The following is a 22,200-nucleotide window of genomic DNA, read 5'->3' as shown; positions in this document are numbered from 1 at the left end:
GCCTCCGCTGTCGGCCGTCGCCACACCCGCGAGGAGGATCATCGACCCATGCGCATGCTGATCTCCGCCCTGGTGATGTTCGTCATCATCATGGTCGTACTGGCCTTCGCCCGCGAGCATCTGCGCCCGGCCCAGGAGGCGGATCTGCGCCTGACCGAACTCACCGCCGAGACGCCGCGCGAGGAGCTGGAGGACCGGCTGGAGAAGGTGGAATTCGAGTGCACCGATGACGAGACCGGCCTGGAGACCGGCGAGCGGGTCTGCTTCGCCCCGGTCAGTCGCGCCGACGATTACGCCGCCGACTACCTGGCGCTGTTCTTCGACAGCGACAACGCCCTGGCCGCAGTGAACGTCGTCCTCGACCCGGCCGAGCACGACGCCAACCACGAGCGCCTGCGCGAAGCTCTCGGCGAGCCGGACCGGCGGATCGAGGACGCCTTCACCTGGCTCGTCTGGGACCGCGACGAGCACCTGATCCTCACCCAGGAGGAGGTGCCGGACGCGGAGGCCCCCACCCTGATGTGGTTCCGCAACGCCGATTTCATGGAGCGGCTGCTGCCGCGCTAGGGCTGCCCGCGGGCACATCGGCCAGCACCAGCCGCTCGCCCCACGGCGGCTCGGCATCGGCCCAGGCCGGCGGCACCACCCACAGCAGCGGCCACGGCGGGCGGAACCGCACCGGCCCCTGGAGGTCGGTGAGCACCACCGCCTGATCCGGGGCGTGGCGGTCGGCCTCCTCGAGCAGCGGGGTGAAGTCCGTCCCACCCCCGCCGTGGAAGGTCAGCTCGGCCCGTGGCGAGTCGCCCGGGGCCAGGTGCACCACCCGGCGCACCCGGTCGTCGCCGACGATCACCACCAGCTGCGCCTCGCTGCGCCGGGTGATGGCCGTCAGCTCGCTGGCGAAGCGCTCCAGCAGGGCGTCGTCGATGGACCCGGAGGCGTCCACCACCAGCGCCAGCCGCGGCACCCGCCGCGCCGTGACCACCCCCGGCTCCCAGGGCATGCGCCGGCCGCCGGCGGTCCGGCCGCGGTTAGCCAGCCACGAGCGCGCCGGGCGCGACCAGGAGCGCTCCGGTAGCCGCGCCAGCCCGCGGGCCAGGCGGGTGCGCAGGATGTGCTCCCAGGGCGTACGCGGCGTCGGCCGATCGGCCAGCAGCCCGCGCAGCATGGAAAAGGCGCCGTCATCGGCGTGCGCCCGCAGCAACCGCTCGGACCAGGCGCGGGCCTGCTCTGCGGCCACCTCCGGCACCTCGCCCTCGGCAGGCAACAGGTCGGTCCCGGCGCCGGCGGCCAGCTGGCGCAGCCGCGCTGCCCGCGGGCCATCGCTGCGCCCGGTGCCCTCCTCGCGCCGGCCCGAGCTCGCCGCCCCGCCCTGCTGCCCGGCCCGGCCCCGGTCCTCGCTGCTGCCCCCGCGCCGATCGTCCACGGCGCGGTAGAGGCGCTCCACGTCCCACTCCAGCAGCGCGCGCTCGGGGGTGGCGGCGTCATCCGGCAGCACCTCGCTCAGCACCCGCTCCAGGGTCACCGCCCCGGCGGGCAGCTCCAGCCACTCCAGATGGCCGAGGGTGGTGTTCACCAGGGCGTCGGCGCAGTGGTTGAACAGCGCCGGATCGACATCGCCCAGGACCCCGGCCAGGGCCTCCCGGCGCTGCGCATGGCGCAGGGCGACGTGGAGCACCTCGTGGGCCACCCAGCCGACCTGCTGCGCCCGCGGCAGTCCGGCGAAGGCCGGCGCGTAGTAGAGGGTGCGGCCGTCGTTGACCACCGGCGCGCCCAGGTCGTCGGCCGCCACGTCCTGGTGATGGGCCCAGAGGGCCAGCCCGCCGGTGCCGGGGGCCTGCTCGACCATCACCCGGATCGCCGCCGTGCCGCGGTGGGTGTACGGCTCACTCGCCATCGGCCTGGCGCTCGGCCATGTAGCGCTGGTACGCCTCGCTGCGCAGGATCGCCCCCTCCAGGCCCCAGGCCAGGCCGCGCTGGAAGAGCAGCTCCATGGCCAGGGTCTGCGCCTCGCGCGCGGGCAGCGGCGTGCGCCCGCGCATCTCCGGGAACTGCTCGACGATCTCCAGGGCGCGGGTGAGCGTCGGCTCGTCGGTGACCGCCGCCACCAGGCCGTAGACCATGCCGTAGAGGCCATCCAGGCTCTCGGGCAGCAGCGCCGCGGTCTCCGGCCCGGGCCGCGCGGCCAGCAGCCGGGTGACGTCGGCGGCCGCCTGCAGCTCATCGAGCACCCCGAAGAACTCGGCGGCGTTGGCCGCGCCGATGCGCCCCTGCACGAACAGCCGCCGGGCGGTCTCACCCAGATCGGCGCGAAGGACCGCCGAGACATCCTCCCAGCCCCGCGGGCTGGCGCCGACCAGGTGGTCGTTGGCCAGCTGCGTGGCGGTGTCGTCGAGGCGGTCGGCGCGCACCCGCAGGAAGGCCATCACCTCCGGGGCCAGCTCGCGTTCGGCGGCGTAGTCGAGGAACGCCTCCAGGGCCGTCTGCACGTTGAAGTGGAACATGCGATCGGCCAGCGCCGTGCCCATGTCGTGGCTCACCGCCCCCTGGAAGCGGGCATTGCCCGCCGCCACCACCTGCCAGCCGTCGGGCAGCCGGTACGCCCCCACCTTGCGATCGAGGATCAGCGAGTAGGCAGAGATCTGCAGACGCTGATCGGCGGCGGTGAGCTCGTCGAGGAAGAGGATCCCCTCCGGCTGGTCGGCACCGGGGAGGAACTCCGGCGGGAACCACACCGTGCGCTGCTGCTGCTCATCGGCGTAGATCGCCCCGCGGATGTCCACCGGCTCAATGGTGGTCAGGCGCAGATCGACCAGGGGCACGCCGAAGTGTTCGGCCACCTGCGCCACCACCGACGACTTGCCCACACCGCGGGTCCCCCACAGCATGGTGGCCCGCCGGCGCAGGATGGGGTCGGCGAACTGCTCGATCAGCGCCTGCCGCACGGCGGCCACCGAGACCGCCGGGATGTTCATCGGATCAGCCGCCATCACTCCCTCCGTGCCAGGTGCTCGCCTCCAGGGGCCGGGGCAGCGGCGGCCGATCCACCAGCGGCACCTCGGTCCCGGAGAAGAGCAGCGCGCCAATGGCCAGCAGCGGCGGGACGCCGTGGAGCCACGGCGGCATCTCACCCTCGGGCAGGACCACGCCGAAGAGCGGCACCGCGGCGAGGACGAGGAAGAAGATGGTCATCGGCAGCAGCCGCCGGCCCACCACCGCCCAGCGCTGGCGCCGGAAGCGCCGGTGAAAGGCACCCGGGGGCTCGGCGAAGACCGCCGCCAGGTGGGCGATGAGCTGCTCGATCCGAGCCTCGACGGCCGCCCGCCGGCGCGGCTCCTCCCGGGGCAGCGCCCGGGTGCTGCGCCACGCCTTCTGCCGCCAGACCAGCGGCCGCCAGCCCCAGCCGAGGACGGCGATCAGGTCCTCGGGCAGCGACGGCTCGCCCTCGGGGTGGGGCGTGATCTCGATCTGCGCCGGCAGGCCGGCACCCGGGGTGGCGTCGAGCACCACGCGCCGCCCGGCCAGCCGCGCCTCGGCGCCCACAGCCCGCCACCGCGGGTCACCGGGGTCGGCCTCGGAGGCCTTCGCCCAGTAGCTGCGGCCGATACAGACACCGGCGATGCGGACGAACAGCCGGGGGCGCAGCTCCGTAGCCTGCAGGCCGGCGAGCAGGTCGGCGGGATCCCGGCCGTCCAGGGCCAGGCCAGCCCAGGTGCCATCGGCGGCGGTGTAGGTGGCACTGAGCCGATAGAGCCCGGGCTCCCGCTCGGCGAGGACCAGCTGCTCGGTGACCGGCCCCCCGGCGGCGTCCAGCCCCTCGTGGCTGCGCGGCTCGAAGGCGATCTCGCGGTGGGCCCGGTCGCTGGCGGCCAGATCCACGGCCCACCCGGCGGCGCTGAACGGCGCCACCCGGGTGAGGATCTCGTGGTGGGAAAGCGGCTTGACCAAGGCGGTCGTCCCCTGCGCGGGCTGCTCCGCAGTTCAGGGTACGCCCGGCCGGCGGCGCAATGAAGCCACTCGCCGCCGGGGTATCCCACCCGGGCCCTGGCTCGGCCCGCCCTATTCCGGGCGCAGCAGCTTGCCGCTGAGCAGCTTGATCACGGTGGCGACGAAGACCACGGCGATGACCAGCGTGGTCAGCACCACCAGCACCATCACGCCGCGACCGCCGCCGGTCTGGTAGGCCTGGACAAAGTGCTGACTGGCCAGGCAGAAGGCGGCCAGCGGGAAGGTGTACGCCCACCAGGAGGGGTAGTACGGCAGGCGGACGAGCCGCGGCACCTGGATGAGCAGCAGCAGGAAGGTGAACAGCGCCTTGTAGTAGAGCAGCCGACCGACCACCCCGGGATCACCGCCATCGAGCAGCGCCACCCAGGCCACGTAGCCCACCGCCGGCGGGGCCAGGAGCACGAAGAGGGTCGGCAGCAGGAACGCCGGCAGGTTGGGGGCGAAGATCAGCCGGTAGTAGACCAGCGTCATCAGGATCAACCAGAAGAACAGCCCGATGCTGAAGAAGAACCAGGCCACCTCCATGTAGCCGGCCTGCGCCGCCGGGATGGGCACCAGGATGTTGCCCACAGCAGGGATGAACCAGACCGGGTTCAGCGTGCCGAGTTCCAGCTGGCGCTGCATCCAGCTGGTGACGATGGCCAGCATCAGGATCAGGTGCAGCAGCGCCCCACTGCCCCACAGGGCCGTGGACAGCGGCTCCGTCTCGGTCACGATGCCGAGCAGGATCAGCGAGATGGAAACCGCCGGCAGGAAGTTGAGGCGCACCGGGTGGGTGATCTCGCCCCACGCCGCCGATGGGTGCAGGGCCGCCTTGAGGCCGTAACCCACCGCCATGGCGACGAAGCTGACCACCGCCAGCACCACCACGGCCTCGCCCACCCAGGCGGGCCACCCCCAGAGGCTATGGCTCTCGTTCCAGACCATGGCCAGGCCGGCCAGGCCCATGGTGGCGGCAAACAGCGGCAGCGGCAGGTGGGCCAGGCTGACCCGGGCGTTCTCTTCCTGACTCATGCGAGGCTCCTTCAGCTCGGGGTGGTCACCGCATGCCGGCATACATTACGGATCGGGCATATGCTTGTCACGCGCCGTCGCCGTCCAGGCGGAGGGTCACGTGCATCAGCCCCGGGTCGTCGCTGCTCGGCTCGATGCGAAAGCCCATGGCCTGATTGATCTTGAGCATCGGCTCGTTCTCGCGCAGCACCTCGCCGTAGATCTCGCGGATGCCACGGCGCCGGGCGTAGTCGACGATCCGGTGCATGAGCATCGGGCCCAGCCCCATGCCGGCCACCGAGGGGTCGAGCATGATGTCGTACTCCGCCTGCTCCAGGTCGGGATCGGCGCTGATGTGGACCATCCCCAGCAGCGGCGCCCGGCCGGCGATGCCGTCGCGGGTGATGACCAGCGCCATCTCGCGGTCGAAATCGATCTGCGTCAGCCGCGCGGCCATCTCCTGGGGCAGGCTCTTCAGCGCCTGGAAGAAGCGCATGCGCACCTGCTCCGGCGGCGTTCGCTCGACCATGGCGTTGAGCTGCGGGGCGTCCTCGGGCAGCACCGGGCGCAGGTTCAGGCACTGGCCGTCGGGCAGTTCGATGCGCTCGCTGAGCTCCTGGGGGTAGGGGCGGATGGACAGCGAGTCGGCCGGATCCCCGCGCTGGGGCTGGATGCCCACCCCGGCGTCCAGGGCCAGCACCCCGCGGCCGGTGGCCCAGAGCGGGTTGATGTCCAGCGACTGCACGGCGCCGAAATCGATGACCAGCTGCGAGAGCTTGACCAGGCTCAGCGCCACCGCATCCAAATCCGGCTTGCGCAGCCCGCTGTCCACCAGCAGCCCGTAGATCCGGGTGCGCTGCATGATCTCCCGGGCCAGGTGCATATTCAGCGGCGGCAGCCCGCAGGCCCAGTCGGCGATGGCCTCGGTCTCGGTACCGCCGTGGCCGAAGTAGAGCACCGGCCCGAAGGGCCCGCCGGGGCGCACGCCGAGCGTCAGCTCGAAGGCCCCGTCGCGACGGGTCATCGGCTGCACGGCAAAGCCGTCCACGGCTACGTCGTCGCCGCGAAGCTCGTGCAGGCGCGCCAGCATCGCCTCGGCCTCGGCGCGCACCGCCTCGGGGCTGCCCAGATCCAGGACGACGCCGCCGGCCTGGGACTTGAGCTGCACCTCCGGCGACATCAGTTTCAGCGCCACCGGCTGATCCAGCTCGGCGGCCACCGCGGCGGCGTCCTCCGGGTCGTTGGCGCGGCGGGTTTCCACGCAGGGGATGCAGTAGGCGCTGAGCAGCCGCGCCGTCTGGTACTCGTTGAGGTGGTCGCGGCCGGCGGTCAGCGCCGCCGACAGGATCAGCCGCGCCTGCTCGTAGTCCGGGGTGAAATCCTCGGGCAACGAGGGCGGCGTCTGCATCAGCAGGGTCTGGCTCCGCCGGTACTGAAGCAACCGGCTGTAGGCGCGCACCGCCTCCTCGGGGTAGGCGAAGGCCGGCACCGCCGCCGCGAGCCGCCGCAACCCGGCCTCTCCGGCGGAGGGGTCCCAGGCGGCGAGTACCGGCTTGCGCAGCCGCTTGGCGTGGCGGACCACCACCTCGGCCACGCCCTCGCCGTCGTCGCTGGCGCCCGGCGCCTTGAGTGCCAGGATACCGCTGATGCGCCGGTCCTTGCCGAGGATCTCCAGGGCCCGATCGTAGGCGTCGGCGTCGGCGTCGACGCCCATGTCCAGGGGATTGTGGCTGCTGGCGTTGCGCCGGGCCAGCTCCTGCAGGGCCTCATTGCTCTCCGCGGAGAGCTGCTGCGGACTGCTGTCGTAGCGGCGCAGGGCGTTGCTGGCCAGCAGCCCCATGCTGCGGCTGTTACCGAGGATCGCCAGCGGCCCGTCGCGGCCCGGCACCCGGCTGCTGTCGAGGATCTCGACAGCGCTGAACAGCTCCTCCAGATCGTCCACCCGCACCACGCCGGCACGGCGGAAGGCCGCGTCGTAGACGAAGTCGTCGATCTCCGCCTCGCCCACCTGCGGCGGCTTGAGGATGATCACCGGCTTCATGCGGGCCAGCCGCCGCAGGGCCGACATGAACTTGCGCGCCCGGCGCACCCGCTCGATATAGACGATCACCGCGCGGGCGCGGTGGTCGGTGGCCAGGTAGTCGAAGCTGTCGCCCAGGTCCACGTCGGTGGCGGCGCCGATGTGGATGATGTGCGACAGCCCCGAGTCGTTCTCGCGGCACCAGCGCAGGGCGGCCCCGGCCATGGCCGAGGATTTGGTGACCAGCGCCGCCTTGCCGCTGGCCAGTGTGATGGGCAGCGACGAGGCGTGCAGGCCCCGGTGGGGGACGCTGATGCAGCTGCTCCCCGGCCCGGCCACCCGGACCAGATGGGGGCGCGCCGCCTCGAGAATGGTGCGCTCGAGTTCCTCGCGCTGCTCCTGGGTGTAGTCCCGGGGGACCGCGCGCGTGACGATCACGGCACGGGTGCCCAGCTCGCCCAGGGCGGTGATCAGCCCCGGCACCACCTCCAGCGGGCGGGTGATGACGGCCAGATCCGGCACCGCCGGCAGGCGTTCAAGCGCGGGGAAGACCGGGACACCGCCCATGGAGTCGATCCCCGCCATGACCGGCATCACCGGCCCCTGGTAGGGCTCGCTGAGCAGGTTGCGCAGGATGCGGCGATCGGTGTCGCTGGCCTCGCCGATCAGGGCGATGGAGCGGGGCTGGAAGAGGCTTTCGAGATTGCGTACGGTCATCGGGCTCGGGATCTTTGCGGGCGCTGCAGTGCACCACGGGGCCAGTCTATCGGTCCCGGCAACAGGGAAGCCAGCCGGCAGGCCATCGCCGGGTGCAGCGCCCGTATCGGACGGCGGAGGAATCGGCAGTGGCGGAGGAGACCGAGGCGCGCATCGAGCGGGCCCTGCAGGAGGCGTTGGCGGAGATCGCGCCGGAGGCGGACGTGCGTCGGCTGGACGCCGAGCGCAGCCTGCACGCCCAGCTGGGGATCGACTCGGTGGACTTCCTGCGCTTCCAGGCAGCACTGGAGCGCACGGCCGGGGTGCCGATCCCCGGTGCGCACAGCTACCGCCTGTCCACCCCGGCGGGTTGCCGGCGCTACCTGCACGAGCGGCTCGGGACCGACTAGCCGCGCTCGCCGGCCGGGGCCGGGTCGGGGTCCGCCGCCAACCCGGCCTGCCGGATGATCGCCTGCAGCTCGGCGTCGGGTTCGGTGGTCAGACGCACCGTACGGCCATCCCCGGGATGGGGGACGGTGAGTTCGGTGGCGACGAGCATCAGCCGCCGGGCGCCGAAGTGCTCGCGGAAGAGCCGGTTGTTGGCGCCGTCGCCGTGGGTGGTGTCGCCGATGATCGGGTGGCTGAACGCCTTCATGTGCCGGCGCAGCTGATGCTGCCGCCCGGTCTGCGGCTGCAGTTCCAGGCGTGTGTAGCGCGCCGTGTCGTAGCGCGAGACCGGGATCGGCAGCTCCGTCCAGGCCAGCGGGATGTAGTCGGTGACCGCCGGCTGCGGTGCGCCCCCCTCGCCGCGGCGCCCGGCGCCCAGTGGGCGGTCGATGCGTCCTGGCGCCTCGACCCAGCCGCGCACCACCGCCTGGTAGCGCTTGCCGATGCGCTGCTCGCGGAAGGCGGCGGCGAGCACGGACGCGGCGTCGGGATCGAGGCCGAGGACCAGCACCCCGGCGGTGGCCCGATCGAGCCGGTGAACCGGGTAGACCCAGTGACCGCCGAGCTGATCGCGGACGCGCTGCAGGAGCACATCGCGGTCGCGGTCGATGTTGCTGCGGTGGACCAGCAGCCCGGCGGGCTTGTAGACGGCGATCAGCCGCTCGTCCCGGTAGAGCACGGCGAGGCTGCGATCGTCCCGGGTCGGGTTTTCCACGGTGGTGCGATCCTCGATTGCGGGCCTGTCGCGACGTTCCGGCGCAGGCGCTGGCACGCCGGCGGCACGCATCGTAGCGTATCGCCATGAGCGATCCCACACCCCGCAGCAGCGCCACCCCCTCGCCCCTGACGACGCTCGTCTACGCCCTGGCTGCCCTGCCGCTGGCAGCGAGCGTGCCGCCGTTCTTCCTGCAGATCGCTCCGCAACGACTGGAGGCACCGGAGGTGGCCGCCGTGGCGGTGATCGCGGTGCTCATCGCGCTGCGCCTGCTCGACGCTGTCGCGGTGCTGGTCGCCGGCGCCTGGAGCGACACCGTGCCCCTGGCGGCGCGGCGCCGGGGCGGCTGGTGGGCCGGCGCCGGGCTCACCCTGGCAGGACTGGCGCCGCTGCTGCTGCTCAAGCCCGGCACCAGTCTGCTGCCGCTGCTCCTCGGCGGCACCCTGACCACCCTGGGCTGGGTGCTCATGCGGGTCAGCCACCTGGCCTGGGGCGCCGAGCTGGCCGCCGGCTACCACGACCGCACTCGGCTGTTCACCGCGGCGCAGCTGGCCACCCTGCTCGGCATCGGGCTCGGGCTGGGCGCCCCGCTGCTCGCCGTGGAGGTGGGCGCGGCGCGCCTCGACGCGCTCGCGGCCCTCTACCTACTGCTCGTCGGCGTCACCGCCCTGGCGGCCCTGGCCATCCTCGCCCTGCCGGACCGGCAGCCGGCGGCCCCGCCCGGCGGGTTCGGCGTAATCGCCCGGCGCCTGGGCGGGCTGCGGGCGTGGCGCCGGCTGCTCGGCGCCCACACGGCCAACGTCGCCGCCAATACCCTCGCCGCCGCGCTGCTGCTGCCCATCGCCGCCGGCATCGTCGGCGACGCCAGCGCCGCCCCGACCGCCTTGGCGGCCTACCTCCTGGCGGCACTCATCGGCCTGCCTCTGGGTGCGGCGCTGGCCCTGCGTTACAGCAAGCACGCCATGTGGTGCGCCGCCCTGGTCCTCGCCGCCGCGGTACTGATCTGGATCCCGCTGCTCGGCCCGGGCCACACCCTGCCGCTGCTCATCCTCGCTGCCCTGCTTGGGCTCACCGGCGGCTTGGACTGGGCGCTCTCCGCCGCCATACAAGCCGATATCCCCGACGTCGAAGCCGCCCACACCGGCGCCCCGCGCACCGGACTGCACTTCGCCGTCTGGTCGCTGGCTGGCCGCGTCGGCTTCACCCTGGCCGGCGCTGCGGCGCTGCTGACCGTGGCCCTCGCCCCGCCCAACCCCGCCCCGGGCACGGGCGAGGTCAGCACCCTGCTGCTCGTCGCGGGGATCGCCCCGGCGGCGCTCAAGCTCGCGGCCATGGGGCTGATGTGGGACTTTCCGGTGGACGAGATCCGCCACGAGGCGCTGCAGCGACGCATCGCCGAGCGCCGCGCGGCGGACGACGCCACCGCGGGGTAGCCGCCGCGCCGGGCGTGCCGGTCAGGCGTCGCCGGTGCCGAGGACCTGCCGGGCCCGCTCGGCGGCGAAATCGAGCATACGGTTGAGCGAGCGCCGAGCCCCGGCTGCCACCTCGGAATCCACGGTAACCTGCGGCTCGCCGGCCTCGAGCGCCGCCGCCAGGCTGCGCAGCCCGTTCATGGCCATCCACGGGCAGTGAGCGCAGGAGCGGCAGGTGGCGCTGCGCCCGGCGGTGGGCGCCTCGATGAACGTCTTGTCCGGGGCAGCCTCGCGCATCTTGTGGAAGATGCCGGCGTCGGTGGCAACGATGAAGGTGTCGGCCTCCATCTCGGCCACGGCACGGATCAGCTGCGAGGTGGAGCCGACCACGTCGGCCTGCTCGACCACCGCCGCCGGCGACTCCGGGTGGACCAGCACCCGGGCCCCGGGGTGCGCCTGGCGCATATCGGCCAGCTCCAGGCCGCGGAACTCCTCGTGGACGATGCAGCTGCCATCCCAGAGCAGCATGTCCGCACCGGTCTGGCGCTGCACGTAGTCCCCCAAGTACTTGTCCGGCGCCCAGAGGATCTTCTCGCCGCGCTCGTGCAGGTGGGCCACCACGTCCACGGCGATGCTCGAGGTCACCACCCAGTCGGCGCGGGCCTTCACCGCCGCGGAGGTGTTGGCGTAGACCACCACGGTGCGATCCGGGTGCTGATCACAGAACGCCGCAAACTCGTCGGCCGGACAGCCGACATCCAGCGAGCAGGTGGCCTCGAGATCCGGCATGATCACCCGCTTGTCCGGGGTGAGGATCTTGGCCGTCTCGCCCATGAAGCGCACGCCGGCGACGGCCAGCATGGAGGCCGGATGTTCGGCGCCGAAGCGGGCCATCTCCAGCGAGTCGGCGACACAGCCGCCGGTCTCGTCGGCCAGCCGCTGCAGCTCGGCGTCGGTGTAGTAGTGGGCGACGAGCACCGCATCGCGCTCGCGCAGGAGCGCGCGGATGCGCTCGCGCAGCGCCTCGCGCTCATCGGCGCTGAGCGTCTCGTCGGCGGTGAACGCCTCGGGACGGAAATAGCGGGTGGACGGCTCGATGACGGAGGGATCCGACATGGGCTCAGGACCTCGATGGGTAACGCAGGGGATTATGGGGTTGGACCGTTGCCAGCGCCGGGAGTTGCGTCGGCTACCGGCTCCCAGCCGTAGCCAGCGGCCTCGAGTTCGCGGGTGAGCGCCTCCAGCGCCTCGGTGGCCCGCGGCGCCGGCCCGCGCACACCGAGCTCGACCTCGAAGCCGCGCTCGCGGCCGCCACCCGGCAGGCAGGAGATGCGCAGATCCGGGTACGCGGCGGTGAAGCGCTCAAGGAGCGGGATCATCGCCCCCTCGCGCGCCCCGGGGACACGCACCGCGCGCTGCAGCGTGCGCCCCGGCGCCTGCAGGTGGGCGTAGTGGGTGTCCAGCACCCACTCCACCATGGGCCAGGCCATGCGCGGGAAGCCGGGGACGAAGTGGTGGTCGCCCCAGGAGAAGCCCGCCACCCGGTTGACCGGGTTGGGGATCATCCAGGCGCCGGCGGGAAACTCCACCATGCGCAGGCGCTGCTCGGTGGTCTCGGCACCGAACTGCTCGCGCATGGCCGCCTCGGCCTCGGGGTGGCGCTCCAACGGCCGTCCCACCGCCTCGGCGCAGCACTGCCGGGTGCGGTCGTCGGGGGTGGCGCCGATGCCGCCGAAGCTGAAGACGATGTCGCCCCCGGCGAAGGTCTCGCCCAGGGTGCGGGTCAGCAGCTGCGGGTCGTCACCGATCAGCCGTGCCCAGGCGAGCTCCAGCCCGCGGGCGTCGAGCCGCTCGATCACCGCCTCCATGTGCCGATCACGGCGCCGGCCGGTGAGCAGCTCGTCGCCGATGATCAGGGCCCCGAACCGGGGCGTATGGTCCGCATGCTCGGTCATGGCGTTGTACCGTACCGCCACCGCGTCACCCCGGCAACCGCGTCTTCATAGATGCGCAGCAGCGCCGGCATCAGGAACAGCACGATACCCGTGGCCCCGGCCAGACCGAAGGCGATGGCCGCCGCCATGGGGATGAGGAACTGCGCCTGTACCGACTGCTCGGCGAGCAGCGGCAACAGCCCGCCGATGGTGGTCAGCGAGGTGAGGATCATCGCCCGCAGGCGCTGGCAGGAGGCCTCGGCCAAGGCCTCGACCACCGGTGTGCCGTCATTGCGGATCTGCTTGTAGAACAGCGTCAGGATGATGGCGTTGTTCACGGTGATGCCGGTCAGGCCGAAGAGGCCGAAGAGCGAGAGCAGGGTCAGGTCGAGCCCCATGACCCAGTGGCCGACCAGCGCCCCGACCAGCCCGAAGGGGATCACCGACATCACCAGCAGCGGCCAGCCGTAGGAGGCGAAGACCCACGCCAGGATCAGGTAGATCAGCCCCAGGGCGAAGAACAGCCCGCGCTGCATATCGGCCAGGGTCTCGTCCTGGAAGTCCGCCTGCCCGCCGAACTCGGCGGCCACGCCGTAACGCTCGGTGAGTTCCGGCAGGACATTCTCGCGCAGATCGGCGCGGATCTGCCCGGTGTTGGCCACCCGGTCGTCCACGTCGCCGGTCACACTCACGGCCAGCTCGCCGTTGTGGTGGCGCACCACCTCGAAGCCGCGGCGTGAGTCGATGGTGGCCACGCTCTCCAGCGGCACCAGGTCCCCGTCGGGCAGGCGGATCTGCAGGTCGGTGACCGCCGAGAGGTCACGGCGCTCGGCCAGCGGCTGGCGCACGCGCACCTCCACCTCATCCCGGCCCTGGTGGTAGACCTGGGCCAGCTCACCGGCGAAGGCGTCGCGCACCTGACGGCCGACCGCCTCGGTGGTCAGCCCCAGGGCCCGCCCCTCGGCGGTGAGCCGATAAACCCACTGCTCCTGCCCATAGGGCAGGTCGTCGTCGATGCTGCCCAGACCCGGATAGCGGTGCATGGCCTCGCGCAGTTCATCGGCGGCGGCGCGCAGGGTGCCCGGATCCCCCTGGGTCAGGCGGACGTCGATGTCCTCACCCGGCGGACCGGCGCTGCGCTCGCGGATCACCAGCCGCTCCAGCCCCGGGCGCTCGGTGATGCGCTCCTCCCAGGCGTTCATCAGATCGGTGTTGCGGACGTCGCGATCCTCCGGCGAGATCAGCTCCACGGCGATGCTGCCGTAGTGATCGCCACGGTTGGCGTCCTGGGCGTCGCGGGCCTGCATCTCGCCGTAGCGCACGGTGTGGGTGCGCACCAGCCGCTGTTCGGAGAGCGCCTCGTCGGCGGCATGGAGCTGGCGCTCCATATCCGCGAGGAAGGCCTCCACCCGCTCCGGCGGCGTGCCGGGGGCAAAGCCGACGTTGGCGTGGAGCACCGTCCCCTCGGGCTCGGGGAAGAAGGTGAACTCGATCCGACCACCAACCACCAGTCCCACCGCCGCCACCAGCAGCGCCACCGCCGACGAGACCGTGGTCCAGCGCCACTCCACCGCCCGGGTGATGCCGCGCCGGTAAGCCCCCTCGCGGAAACCGTGGAAGCCGCTGTCCACCCAGCGCCGGAAGCGGCTCGGCTCGCGCCCGCGCTGATCGCCCTCGAAGGAGCGGCGCAGGTGCCCGGGCAGGACGATGAAGGCCTCGATCAGTGAGGCGATGATCACGCAGATCACCACCAACGGGATGTCGAAGAGGATATTGCCCATCACCCCGCTGATCGCCATCAACGGGATGAACGCCGCCACCGTGGTCAGCGAAGAGGCCATCACCGGGGCGAGCATGTCCCGCGCGCCGCCGGCGGCGGCCTCCCCCGGCGATTCGCCGCGCTGGAAGCGGGCCACGCCGCGCTCTCCGACCACGATGGCGTCGTCGACGATGATCCCCAGGGTCATGATCAGCGCGAAGAGGCTCATCATGTTGATGCTGCCGCCCACGCCCCAGAGCACCACCAGCGCGGTGAGGAAGGCGGCGGGGATGCCCACCGTCACCCAGAACGCCACCCGGGCGGTGAGGAAGGTGAAGAGGATGGCCACCACCAGCAGCAGCCCGGCCAGGCCGTTGCTGACCAGCAGGCCGATGCGTTCGCTGATCAGCTCCCAGAATTCGTCGTAGACGGTGAGTTCGAGCCCCTCGGGCAGGGTCGGCGTGACATCGTCGTACCAGGCCTCGAGGATGGCCGCCGCCCCCAGGGCGTCCTCGCCCTCGGCGCGCTGGACGTAGAGTTCGATGGCGGTGTCCTCGCCCAGGCGGAAGTCCACCTGGCCGTCCCGGGCGCGGCGCTCGATCTGCGCCAGGTCGCTGAGCAGCAGCGGCTGGCCATCGCCGTCGGTGATCTGCAGATCGCGGAACTCCTGCACGCCGCGGCGCTGCTCGAGGCTGCGCAGCTGCCGGGCGATATCCGCCTCGCCGGCCTCGCCGCCGGGCAGATCGGTGCTCTCGGCGTCGATGGCAGCCCCCAGGTCGCCGAAGGTCAGCCCGGAGTCGAGCAGCACGCGCTGCTCGACCTCGATGGCCGTCTCCAGATCCGGCATGCCGGTGACCTCGACATTGGCCACCCCGCGGCGCAGCAGGTCGTCCTCGAGCTCACGCGCCCAGGCGCGCATGCTCGATGGCGGGGCATCGCCGCTGAGCACCACGCGGGCCACCGGGTCGAACTGGGTGATGCGCCGGATGGTCGGCTCCTCGGCCTCCTCCGGGAGGTTGCGCACGGCGGCGACGCGGTCCTTGACGTCCTCCACCGTGTCGGCCATGTCGGTGCCCTGGAAGAACTCAAGGCTGATGTTGCTGACGCCGTCCGCCGAGCGCGACTGCATCTCACGCAGCCCCTGGACGTCGCGCACGGCGTCCTCCAGGGGGGTGGTGACCGAGTCGGCGACGTCCTCGGCGGTGGAGCCCGGCCACTGCACCTGCACGGTGACCACGTCGAGCTCGAAGCTGGGGAAGAACTGGGTGTTGAGCTGGCTGACGGCGTAGAAGCCGCTGATGAACATCAGCGCCAGCACCAGGTTGGCCGCTACCGGGTGCTCCGCCAACCAGCGCAGCGCGTCTCGCCGCTGCTCGACCATCGCCTAGCGGCTCTCCGCTTCGACGCGCACGCGCAGCCCATCCGTGGCCTGCGGGATCTGGGTGGTAACGATCTGCGTGCCGGCATCGATCTCCGGGGCGCGAACCAGCGCCCCCCGGCCCCCGTCGGGGCGCCGCGCCTCGCCCAGGCGCTGCACCTCGATGCCGCGTAGGCGCTTGGCCTCCTCGTCCTCCTCGATGACGTAGAGCCGCTCGGTGCCGTAGAGCGCCTCGTAGGGCACCACCAGCGTGCCCGGCTCCGGGGGCAGCTCCAGCATCACCTCGGCAAAGCGATCCAGGGCGACCTCGTCGTGGCGCTCCTCGACGGCGAAGATCGCCTCGACCCCGCCGCGCTCCCGGGGGGTGTGCCCGGCCAGCCGATCCAGCTCCAGGCCCAGCTCGCGGCCATCGACCCGGGCCTCGCCGAGCACCCCGGTGTCGGCGGCACGCGCCCGGTAGAGGGCGCCGATACGGGTGGTGGGGATCTGCACCCGGACCTCCAGCTCGCCGGTGTCGTAGAGACCGACGAGTTCGTTGCCCGGGCTCACCCGATCGCCCCGGCCCACCGGCACCGCGCTGATGCGACCATCAAAGGGGGCACGCACCTCGGTGCGGCGCACATCACGCTCGGCCTGATCCCGGGCCGCCTCGGCGCTGTCGCGCCGCGCCTCGGCCACAGCCAGCCGCTCCTCGGCATCATCCACGGACTGCCGGGCGCGGATCACCGCCTGACGTTGGCGCTCGCGCGCCTCCTGGGCATCGTCGAGCTCCGAGGGGGAGGCCGCGTTGTCGGCCACGAGCTCCTCGAGCCGCGCCACCCGCCGCTCATCGATGGCCAGCAGCGCCTTCTCGGCTTCGAGATCCTCGCGGTCCGCCGCAACGGCGCGGCGCTCCTGGCGCAGTGCGGCCTCCTGCTCGTCGAGATCGGCCTGACGCTGGCGCAGGGTGTCCCGCAGTTCACCGTCGTCCAGGCGCACCAGCAGCTCGCCGGCCTCCACCACGCGGCCGTCGCGCGCCCGAACCTCGGCGACGTCGGCCTCCACCGCGGACTTGACGGTGACATCCGAGGGCGACTCGATATAGCCGAACAGGCGCAGCAGCGGCTGGTGGACGCCGGGCTCGGCGCGCTCGGTGGCGACCACCCACGAGGGTTCGGTGGGCTCCTCGGCAGGCGGATCGGGGCGGGTCCAGACCAGCGCCGCCAGCACCAGCACGGCCGCCAGCAGCACCACCACGGGCGCAGCGACCCCCCAACCCTTGCGCAGCAACGAACGTAACGGCACGCAGCCCTTCCTTTTCGTCTCGAATGTCGTGGAGCGACCCCGGCCGCCCGGTCAGACCTGATTGAGCAGCGCCAGTTCCGGCGGGCTCCAGTAGAGATAGAACTGCCGCTCCACGTAGGGATCCGGCCAGTGGCGGAAGTGGTGGCGCAGCAGCGTCACCGGCACGATCAGCGGCACCATGCCGGTGCGGTACTGCTCGATGACGTCCACGACCTCCTGCTTGTCCGCCGGATTCAGCTCCCGCTTGAGGTAGCCGAGCAGGTGATAGAGCACGTTGGCGTGCCGCCCCCGGGTGGCCGGCCGGGCCAGCGCCGCCATGAACGCCTCGATGTAGGCCTCGGCCACGGCCTCCAGCGGCCGCTCGCCCAGCGTCGAGACCAACCGCCCGAGCGCGCGCATGCGCTGGTCGTCGTGGGCCATGAGCAACAGCTTGTGCTCGGCGTGGAAGTCCACCAGGGCCTTGCGCGTCAGACCCGCCTCGACCAGGCGCTGCCAACGGTAGTAGCAGAAGACCCGACAGACAAAGCCCTCGCGCAGGGCCGGATCATTGAGCCGGCCCTCCTCCTCGACCGGCAGCAGCGGATTCGTCTCCATCAGTGTCCGCGCGTAGGCGCCACGGCTTGAGAACCCGGCCGGATGGCCGTCGGGCTTATACACCTTGACCCGCTCCATGCCGCAACTCGGCGACTTGGACTTGAGGATATAGCCGCTGAGCCAGTGCAGCTCACGCCCCTTCTCGCGGCCGTAGGCCTCCATGGCCTCGGTGACGTCGGTCTGCCGGTCACGCACACCACGCACCCGCACCCGCTCGTCCTCGGCCTGCTCCAGGCGGATGGGCGGCCGCGGGGTGGGCAGCCCGATGGCCACCTCGGGGCAGACGGGCACGTAGCGGAAGTAGCGCGAGAGCGCCTCGGTCACGAAGGGGTTGCGCTTGTGGCTGCCGTCGTAGCGCACCTCCTCGCCGAGCAGGCAGCTGCTCACGCCGACCGGTATGCGTGGCTCTGGCTCTTGGGCACCATCCTCCCGGTTCTGCTCGCTCTCCCGACTCATGATCTCCCTGGGTTTGTACATCTTTTGTACAGCATTCTAAACGTCCTGTGCCGGCCCCGCACCCACCCTGCGCTCAATGGCACGGCGCAGCGCCTCCATGTCCGGGACCATGAGGCAGTCGGGCACGCCGTCCGGCGGCTCCGGCGGGCCGTGACGGCACATCAGCGCCGCCTGCATACCCGCGGCCAGGGCGCCGGCGGCGTCGGTGTGCGGATCATCACCGACGTGCAGGACCTCCCCCGGCGGTACCCCGGCACGCTCACAGGCCAGGGCGAAGATCGCCGGCTCCGGCTTGGGGATGTCAATATCCACGCCGCGCACCACGAAGTCGACGCAGGGCCCCAGTGCCGTACGGTAGACATCGGCGTTGCCGTTGGTGATCACGCCGATCCGAAAGCGCGCCGAGAGCTCGCGCAGCGCCGGCAACACCTCGGGGAACGGGGCCACCCGGGCCTGCCGCGCCTCGAGAAAGACGGCAAAGGTCTGCTCCACAAAGCGCTCCGCGGCCGTCCCATCGATCCCGCAGCAGCGGGCGATCTCGGCCATGGTGGCACGGCGCAGGGTGGTCGCGTTGCGCGTCAGCTCAGGCCGCGCGGCGGCGAGTTCGCGGCGGAGCTGGCGCATGCGGTCGGGATCGAAGCGCTCGGCCACCACCGGGTAGGCTTCGCGCAGGTAGTCGTGCAGGGTCTGCTCAGCCGCCGCGAGCACGTCCTCGACGGACCACAGGGTGTCGTCGAGATCGAAGGTCAGCGCCCGCAGCGGTGCCCGGATCATGAGCCGGCCGCCTCTTCGCCGCCGCCCGCCCGGCGCCACAGCGCCGGGCCACCGCAGGTCGCCTCGATCCGCTGGAGCAACTGCTCGTGGGCCTCGCGCTCCAGCTCGCCCGATTCCGGGACGCGCAGTCGCGGCCGCTCCGGGGACAGCCGCTGGATCGGCTCGGCGCAGCCCGGCTCCAGGCCCTCGCCGTCCAGGGAGAGCTTGCCCTGGCCACCGGTCATGGCCAGGTAGACCTCGGCGAGCAGCTCGGAGTCGAGCAGCGCGCCGTGGAGTTCACGCCGCGAGCCGTCCACGCCGTAGCGCTTGCACAGCGCGTCGAGGCTGCAGCGCTGCCCCGGATGCATGCGCCGCGCCAGCTGCAGCGAATCGGTGACGGTGCAGTAGTCCTCGAGTTGCCCCCACGCCGGCCCCAGACGGGCCAACTCGGCGTCGATGAAGCCGACGTCGAAGGGGGCGTTGTGGATGATCAGCTCGGCATCCCGGACATAGTCGACGAAGCGCCGGGCGATGTCGGCGAAACGCGGCTTGTCCGCCAGGAAGCGGTTCGACAGGCCGTGAACGTTCTCCGCGCCCTCGTCCACCGCCCGATCGGGATTGAGGTACTCGTGGAAGTTGTTGCCGGTCAGCCGCCGGCGCTCGAGTTCCACGCAGCCGACCTCGATGATGCGGTGCCCCTCGGCGGGGTCCATGCCAGTGGTCTCGGTGTCGAGCAGGATCTGCCGCATGGCTCGGGTCCCGGGTACTTTGCAACGATTCCAAATAGTCTGCGGTGCGCCCTATCCCGGGTCAACGCAGGTTGTGCGAAAGGGCACACGATAACGCCCGCCCGTCGGATTTGCGACACGCGCGCGCCGCTCGCCGCCCGGCCACCGCCCGGCACAGGGCGGCGGCGACCGCCGACCGGGCGTGGCACGCGCCTTGCTGCACTGCGGGCAAGCCACCCACGACCGGAGCTGCCCGCCCATGCGCAACCAGGAGATCGCCGCTCTGCTCGACGAGCCGGGCTGCGCCCACAACCAGGGGTCGAAGTCCGGCTGCGCACGTCCCACCCCCGGGGCCGCCGCCGGCGGCTGCGCCTTCGACGGCGCCCAGATCACCCTGCTGCCGGTGGCCGATGCCGCCCACATCGTCCACGGCCCCATCGGCTGCGCCGGCAGTTCCTGGGATAACCGCGGCACCCGCTCCACCGGGCCCACCCTGTGGCGCATCGGTATGACCACCGACCTCAGCGAGCAGGACGTGATCATGGGCCGGGGCGAGGCGCGGCTGTTCCACGCCATCAAGCAGGCCGTGGACGAACACGCCCCGGCGGCGGTGTTCGTCTACAACACCTGCGTACCGGCACTCACCGGCGACGACCTCGAGGCAGTATGCGGCAGCGCCGAGCGCCGCTGGGGCACGCCAGTCATCCCGGTGGACTGCGCCGGATTCTACGGCAGCAAAAACCTGGGCAACCGCATCGCCGGCGAGGCGGTGGTCCGGCACATCGTCGGCACCCGCGAGCCGGAACCGGTGCCGGCAGAGGACCAACCGGCGGACCACCAGATACACGACGTGGGCCTGATCGGCGAGTTCAACATCGCCGGCGAATTCTGGAACGTCCTGCCGCTGCTCGACGAGCTCGGCCTGCGCCTGCTCGGCAGCCTATCCGGCGACGCCCGCTACCGCGAGCTGCAGACCCTCCACCGGGCCGAGGCCAACATGCTGGTCTGCTCCAAGGCTTTGCTGAATGTGGCGCGCACCCTGGAGGAGCGCTACGGCATCCCGTATTTCGAGGGCAGCTTCTACGGCGTCGCCGACACCTCCGCCGCCCTGCGCGGCTTCGCCCGGCTGATCGACGACCCGGCACTGACCGAGCGCACCGAGCAGGTCATCGCCCGCGAAGAGGCCCGCGCCGATGCCGCGCTGGAGCCCTACCGCGAGCGCCTGCGCGGGCGCCGCGCCCTGCTCTATACCGGCGGCGTGAAGAGCTGGTCGGTGGTCTCGGCGCTGCAGGATCTGGGCATGGAGGTGGTCGCCACCGGAACGCGCAAATCCACCGAGGCGGACAAGGCGCGTATCCGCGAGCTGATGGGCGAGCAGGCGCAGATGCTCGATAGCGGCGCGCCGCGGACGCTGATCGACACCGTCCGCGCCCACGAGGCCGACGTGCTCATCGCCGGCGGACGGAACATGTACACCGCGCTGAAGGCGCGCATCCCGTTTCTGGACATCAACCAGGAGCGCCCCCACGCCTACGCCGGCTACACCGGCATGGTGGAGCTGGCCCGCCAGCTGTGCCGCAGCATCGAGAGCCCCATCTGGCCCCAGGTGCGTGAACCGGCGCCCTGGGAACGGCAGGAAGGGAGGACCGGGCCATGACCCGCATCGAACGATCCACCAGCCCGCTGAGCGTCAACCCGCTGAAGGCCAGCCAACCGGTGGGTGGCACCCTCGCCACCCTCGGCTTCCGCGGCGCCGTGCCGCTGCTCCACGGGGCCCAGGGCTGCACGGCCTTCGGCAAGGTCTACTTCGTGCGCCACTTCAACGAGCCGATCCCGTTGCAGACCACGGCCATCGACCCGATCAGCGCGGTGCTCGGCGCCGACGATAACGTCCTCGGCGCCCTGGATACCCTGTGCAGCAAGTCCGCGCCGGCGCTGATCACGCTGCTGACCACCGGGCTCTCGGAGGCCGAGGGTACGGACATCGAACGACTGGTGCGCACCTTCCGCAGCGAGCACCCGGAGCACGCCACCACCGCCGTGGTGCCGGTGAACACGCCGGATTTCGTCGGCAGCCTGGCCAGTGGCTACGCGGCCACGGTGGAGGCGGTCATCGAACACCTGGTCCCCGCCGAGGGCACCCGCCCCGGCCGGGCACCGCGGCGGGTCAACCTGCTGCTCTCCGACGCCGTCTCGCCCGGGGATGCCGAGGCGCTGTGCGAGTTGCTCGAGGCCTTCGGCCTGGAGCCGGTGGCCATCCCCGACCTGGGGGCCTCCATGGACGGCCACCTAGACGACGACGATTTCAGCCCCATCACCACCGACGGGACGCCGCTGGAGGCGCTGCGTGGCTGCGGCGACGCCGCCGCCACGGTGGTCGTGGGCGCCTCGCTGAACCGCGCGGCGGACCGGCTGCGCGAGCGCACCGGGGTCCCCGACTACCGCTTCGAGCACCTGATGGGCCTGCACGCCACGGACCGGCTGGTCATGGTCCTGTGCGCCATCGCCGACCGCACCGCCCCGCCACCACGCATCCAGCGCCAGCGTCGGCAGCTGCAGGACGCCCTGCTCGACACCCACTCGGTGCTCGGCACCACGCCGGTGGGCGTGGCCACCGAGGCGGACCTGCTCGCCGGGCTGACCACCCTGCTCCACGACGCCGGCGCCGAGGTGACCACCGCCGTGGCCCCGGAGCGCTCGCCGGTGCTCGACGCCATACCGGCGCGCCGGGTGCATATCGGCGACCTGGAGGCGCTGGAGCACCACGGCCGCGAGGACGGCGTGGAGCTGATCCTCGGCAGCGGCCACGCCGCCGCCACCGCCGGCCGGCTGGGGGTGCCCATCGTGCAGTGCGGCTACCCCATCTGGGAGCGGGTCGGGCTGCACACCCGCCCCCGGGTGGGCTACCGCGGCAGCCGCGACACCCTCTTCGAGCTGGCCAACACCCTCCTCGAGCATCGCGAGGTGCACGGCGACGTGCGCCCCTACCGCTCGATCTACCGCAGCGCCGATATCGCCTGAGG

The 22,200-nt window shown here is 72.1% G+C and carries 18 protein-coding genes; 5 read left to right on the top strand and 13 right to left on the bottom strand.

Translation table 11 applies throughout. From position 1 onward, the window contains the following. Nucleotides 1-48: 48 nt before the first annotated feature. On the top strand, nt 49-567 hold the full coding sequence (locus LRA98_RS06310; RefSeq protein ID WP_201242858.1) for a hypothetical protein: 519 nt from the start codon (nt 49-51) through the stop codon (nt 565-567). Here the strand turns inward: LRA98_RS06310 and LRA98_RS06305 are convergent. From LRA98_RS06305 to LRA98_RS06285, 5 genes are all read right to left on the bottom strand, one after another. After that, complete coding sequence (locus tag LRA98_RS06305; RefSeq protein WP_238633070.1) at nt 542-1,897, bottom strand: vWA domain-containing protein; 1,356 nt, start codon at nt 1,895-1,897, stop codon at nt 542-544. The two genes, LRA98_RS06310 and LRA98_RS06305, sit on opposite strands and share 26 nt — an antisense overlap. Beyond that, complete coding sequence (locus LRA98_RS06300) at nt 1,887-2,990, bottom strand: AAA family ATPase (RefSeq protein ID WP_238633069.1); 1,104 nt, start codon at nt 2,988-2,990, stop codon at nt 1,887-1,889. The genes LRA98_RS06305 and LRA98_RS06300 overlap by 11 nt, the downstream gene beginning before the upstream one ends. After that, nucleotides 2,980-3,948, bottom strand: coding sequence for a hypothetical protein (locus LRA98_RS06295; RefSeq protein WP_238633068.1), 969 nt, complete (start codon nt 3,946-3,948; stop codon nt 2,980-2,982). Before LRA98_RS06295 ends, LRA98_RS06300 begins: the two co-directional genes overlap by 11 nt. A gap of 111 nt (nt 3,949-4,059) precedes the next feature. Then, the gene (locus LRA98_RS06290; RefSeq protein WP_238633067.1) at nt 4,060-5,022 is read right to left on the bottom strand and encodes an SLAC1 anion channel family protein; all 963 of its coding nucleotides are present in this window, start codon (nt 5,020-5,022) and stop codon (nt 4,060-4,062) included. 67 nt (nt 5,023-5,089) lie between these two features. Further along, nucleotides 5,090-7,738, bottom strand: coding sequence for a bifunctional acetate--CoA ligase family protein/GNAT family N-acetyltransferase (locus LRA98_RS06285; RefSeq protein ID WP_238633066.1), 2,649 nt, complete (start codon nt 7,736-7,738; stop codon nt 5,090-5,092). Nucleotides 7,739-7,866: 128 nt separating this feature from the next. Between LRA98_RS06285 and LRA98_RS06280 the strand changes: the two genes are divergently transcribed. Continuing rightward, entirely contained in the window at nt 7,867-8,127 is a 261-nt protein-coding gene (locus LRA98_RS06280; protein ID WP_201242846.1) for a phosphopantetheine-binding protein, read from the top strand. Here the strand turns inward: LRA98_RS06280 and LRA98_RS06275 are convergent. Next, entirely contained in the window at nt 8,124-8,879 is a 756-nt protein-coding gene (locus LRA98_RS06275; protein ID WP_238633065.1) for a pseudouridine synthase, read from the bottom strand. The two genes, LRA98_RS06280 and LRA98_RS06275, sit on opposite strands and share 4 nt — an antisense overlap. An 86-nt stretch (nt 8,880-8,965) precedes the next feature. Between LRA98_RS06275 and LRA98_RS06270 the strand changes: the two genes are divergently transcribed. Continuing rightward, a complete protein-coding gene (locus LRA98_RS06270; RefSeq protein WP_238633064.1) occupies nt 8,966-10,312 on the top strand; it encodes an MFS transporter in 1,347 nt (448 codons plus the stop codon). Between the two features lie 21 nt (nt 10,313-10,333). Here LRA98_RS06270 and nadA read toward each other — a convergent pair whose 3' ends face one another. Genes nadA through dnaQ form a run of 7 tightly spaced genes read right to left on the bottom strand, consistent with a single transcriptional unit; the run spans nt 10,334 to nt 19,198 of the window. Further along, nucleotides 10,334-11,407, bottom strand: a complete 1,074-nt coding sequence (gene nadA, locus LRA98_RS06265; protein WP_238633063.1) for a quinolinate synthase NadA — start codon at nt 11,405-11,407, stop codon at nt 10,334-10,336. Nucleotides 11,408-11,439: 32 nt separating this feature from the next. Further along, entirely contained in the window at nt 11,440-12,246 is an 807-nt protein-coding gene (locus LRA98_RS06260) for a competence/damage-inducible protein A (protein WP_201168048.1), read from the bottom strand. Continuing rightward, a complete protein-coding gene (locus LRA98_RS06255) occupies nt 12,243-15,365 on the bottom strand; it encodes an efflux RND transporter permease subunit (RefSeq protein ID WP_238633062.1) in 3,123 nt (1,040 codons plus the stop codon). The genes LRA98_RS06260 and LRA98_RS06255 overlap by 4 nt, the downstream gene beginning before the upstream one ends. A gap of 3 nt (nt 15,366-15,368) precedes the next feature. Beyond that, complete coding sequence (locus LRA98_RS06250; RefSeq protein ID WP_238633061.1) at nt 15,369-16,646, bottom strand: HlyD family efflux transporter periplasmic adaptor subunit; 1,278 nt, start codon at nt 16,644-16,646, stop codon at nt 15,369-15,371. 51 nt (nt 16,647-16,697) lie between these two features. Continuing rightward, nucleotides 16,698-17,696, bottom strand: a complete 999-nt coding sequence (locus LRA98_RS06245; protein ID WP_238633060.1) for a YbgA family protein — start codon at nt 17,694-17,696, stop codon at nt 16,698-16,700. 36 nt (nt 17,697-17,732) lie between these two features. Continuing rightward, nucleotides 17,733-18,470, bottom strand: coding sequence for an HAD family hydrolase (locus LRA98_RS06240; protein ID WP_238633059.1), 738 nt, complete (start codon nt 18,468-18,470; stop codon nt 17,733-17,735). Further along, complete coding sequence (gene dnaQ, locus LRA98_RS06235) at nt 18,467-19,198, bottom strand: DNA polymerase III subunit epsilon (protein WP_238633058.1); 732 nt, start codon at nt 19,196-19,198, stop codon at nt 18,467-18,469. Before dnaQ ends, LRA98_RS06240 begins: the two co-directional genes overlap by 4 nt. 238 nt (nt 19,199-19,436) lie before the next feature. Here dnaQ and nifE point away from each other — a divergent pair, with 238 nt between their 5' ends. Together nifE and nifN are read left to right on the top strand one after the other, a co-directional pair. Beyond that, the gene (gene nifE / locus LRA98_RS06230; protein ID WP_238633057.1) at nt 19,437-20,834 is read left to right on the top strand and encodes a nitrogenase iron-molybdenum cofactor biosynthesis protein NifE; all 1,398 of its coding nucleotides are present in this window, start codon (nt 19,437-19,439) and stop codon (nt 20,832-20,834) included. Next, nucleotides 20,831-22,198 carry a nitrogenase iron-molybdenum cofactor biosynthesis protein NifN gene (gene nifN / locus LRA98_RS06225; RefSeq protein ID WP_201168055.1) on the top strand — a complete coding sequence of 456 codons (1,368 nt, stop codon included), beginning with the start codon at nt 20,831-20,833 and terminating at the stop codon, nt 22,196-22,198. Before nifE ends, nifN begins: the two co-directional genes overlap by 4 nt. Nucleotides 22,199-22,200 lie beyond the last annotated feature (2 nt).

Source organism: Halorhodospira sp. M38, from assembly GCF_022227985.1.
Taxonomy (GTDB): domain Bacteria; phylum Pseudomonadota; class Gammaproteobacteria; order Nitrococcales; family Halorhodospiraceae; genus Halorhodospira; species Halorhodospira halophila_A.
Note: the sequence above shows the minus strand (reverse complement) of the source record. Positions and strands in the feature narration are given on the sequence as shown.